This window comes from Streptomyces sp. NPDC014894 (assembly GCF_043080985.1).
Classification (GTDB): Bacteria; Actinomycetota; Actinomycetes; order Streptomycetales; family Streptomycetaceae; genus Streptomyces.
Window position 1 is genome coordinate 1 of the sequence record NZ_JBIBWD010000050.1, and the last position, 2,384, is coordinate 2,384.

3 protein-coding genes are annotated in these 2,384 nt (G+C 67.2%); 1 reads left to right on the plus strand and 2 read right to left on the minus strand.

Annotation, left to right across the window (positions count from 1 at the left end; genetic code table 11):
- Together ACF089_RS35855 and ACF089_RS35860 are read right to left on the minus strand one after the other, a co-directional pair.
- Positions 1-1,634, minus strand: a 1,634-nt coding sequence (locus ACF089_RS35855; protein WP_392036416.1) for a type I polyketide synthase, incomplete at its 3' end; no start/stop codon positions are given.
- 45 nt (positions 1,635-1,679) lie between these two features.
- On the minus strand, positions 1,680-2,171 hold the full coding sequence (locus tag ACF089_RS35860; protein ID WP_392036410.1) for an acyl carrier protein: 492 nt from the start codon (positions 2,169-2,171) through the stop codon (positions 1,680-1,682).
- Between the two features lie 22 nt (positions 2,172-2,193).
- Between ACF089_RS35860 and ACF089_RS35865 the strand changes: the two genes are divergently transcribed.
- A partial coding sequence (locus tag ACF089_RS35865) for a hypothetical protein (protein WP_392036413.1) occupies positions 2,194-2,384 on the plus strand: 191 nt, incomplete at its 3' end.

A 2,384-nucleotide genomic window follows, 5' to 3' on the forward strand; every position in this document is an offset into this window, starting at 1 on the left:
GCGATGTCGGGCAGGGGGATGTGGGGGTTGCGTGTGAGGTGGTCGCGGAGGCGTCCGGCCTGGGCCGCGAGGGCTGAGGCGGACTTCCCGGACAGGGGCAGAGACACGAAACCGTCGTCGACAGGAACCGGCCCGGACGTGGTCTGGACGGCTGGTGTGGTCGGTGGTGTGGGGCTGGTCTTGGTCTGGGTGATGGTGGGGGGTTGTTGGAGGATGAGGTGGGCGTTGGTGCCGCTGACGCCGAAGGAAGAGATGGCTGCGGTTCGGGGGTGGGGGTGGTCGGGCCAGGGTGTGGGCTGGGTGAGGAGGGTGATGTTGCCGGTGGTCCAGTCGATGTGGGGTGAGGGGTGTTGTGCGTGGAGGGTCGGGGGGAGGTGGGTGTGGTGGAGGGCCTGGACCATTTTGATGAGTCCGGCGATGCCGGCGGCTGCTTGGGTGTGGCCGATGTTGGTTTTGAGGGAGCCGAGGTAGAGGGGTTGTTCGGGGGTGTGGTGCTGGCCGTAGGTGTTGAGGAGTGCGTGCGCCTCGATGGGGTCGCCGAGGGTGGTGCCCGTGCCGTGGGCTTCGACCGCGTCGACATCGGCCGCCGTGAGGCGTGCGTTCGCCAGGGCTTGCTGAATGACCCGCTCCTGGGCCGGCCCGTTGGGTGCGGTGAGTCCGTTGCTGGCTCCGTCCTGGTTGACCGCCGACCCGGGGATGACGGCGAGGATCGTGTTTCCCTGCTGGACGGCGTCGGTGAGTCGTTGGAGGACGATGAGTCCGGCGCCTTCGGACCAGCCGGTGCCGTTGGCTTCGGCGGCGAAGGCTTTGCAGCGGCCGTCGGGGGAGAGGCCGCCCTGGCGGCTGAATTCGAGGAAGATCTCGGGGGTGGCCATGACGGCCGCTCCGCCGGCGAGGGCGAGGTCGGATTCGCCGTTGCGGAGTGATTGGCAGGCGAGGTGGACGGCGACGAGGGAGGAGGAGCAGGCGGTGTCGATGGTGAGTGCGGGTCCGTGGAGTCCGAGGGTGTAGGCGATGCGTCCGGAGGCGACGGAGGGGGTGGTGCCGGTGAGGAGGTGTCCTTCGAGGTCGGTGTCTCCGTGGGCTCCGTAGTGGTTGGGGCTGATGCCGGTGAAGACCCCGGTCTGGGTGCCGGCGAGGTGGTGGGGGTTGATGCCGGCGTGCTCGAGGGCCTCCCACGCCGTCTCCAGAAGCAGGCGCTGTTGTGGGTCGATGGCGCGGGCTTCGCGGGGGGAGATGTTGAAGAACGCGGGGTCGAACTGGTCCGCGTCGTGGAGGAAACCTCCGTACCGCGTCGACGAAGTCCCCGGCCGGCCATGTCCCTGGGCGATGCCATCGCCAGTACCGCCGGTGGGAGTGGTTGTTCCGGTCACCGATTCTGAGGGGAAGAGGGTGTCGAGGTCCCAGCCGCGGTTGGTGGGGAAGGGGCCGATGACGTCGCGGCCTTCGGTGACCAGGTTCCAGAGGTCTTCGGGTGAGCGGACTCCGCCGGGGAATCGACAGCCCATGCCGACGATCGCGATGGGCTCGTGCTGTCTGTCCTCCGCCTCCCGCAGCTGCTGACGGGCCTCCCGCAGTTCCGTGGTGGCTCGTTTGAGGTAGGAGCGGAACTTGTCTTCTTCTGACACCGTGATTCAGCCCCTTGCGGAAGTCGGAGGAAACATCGGGAATGGGTGTCGCTACGGAGTGTTGAGTTCGCTGTCGAGAGCGCTGAAGAGTTCCTCGTCCGTCGCGGATTCAAGGTCGCTCTTCGGCGCCGCCGCCCCGTTGGCGTGCGCGCGGTTGCTCTCCCACTTCCGCACGAGTTCCTTGAGGCGGGACGAGACCTCCGCGTGCCGCTCCGGTTTCACCGTGGCGGAGGTGAGCGCTGATTCGAGCTTTGACAGCTCCGACAGCAGATCGTCTTCGATGCCTAGCCTCTGGTGGAGGTGTGTCGCGATGTCGTGGGGGGTGGGGTGGTCGAAGGCGAGGGTGGAGGCCAGTTGCAGGCCGGTGGTGTGGGTGAGGTGGTTGCGGAGCTGGACGGTGGTGAGGGAGTCGAATCCGAGCTGCTTGAAGGTGTGGTGCGGGTCGATCTGCTCGGGGTCCGGGTGGGCCAGGATCGTGCCGATGGTGGCGCGGACATGGGCGAGGACAAGCCCGGCCGCTTCCTGCGCGGTGAGGTTCTTCAACTGATCTTTAAAGGAATGTCCGTTGGCCATCGCGGTGCTCGGCGGCAGCGCGAGGTCGGTGGAGGTGGAGACGAGATTTCGCAGCAGAGCGGGAACCCCTCCGCTTCGGCTCTGGGCATTGATGTTGTTGGTGTTGAGGTGGGTTGCGGTGGTGGTGGGGTGGTGGGTGGTGGTGAGGGCGGTGTCGAGGAGGGTGAGGGCGTTGTGGGTGGT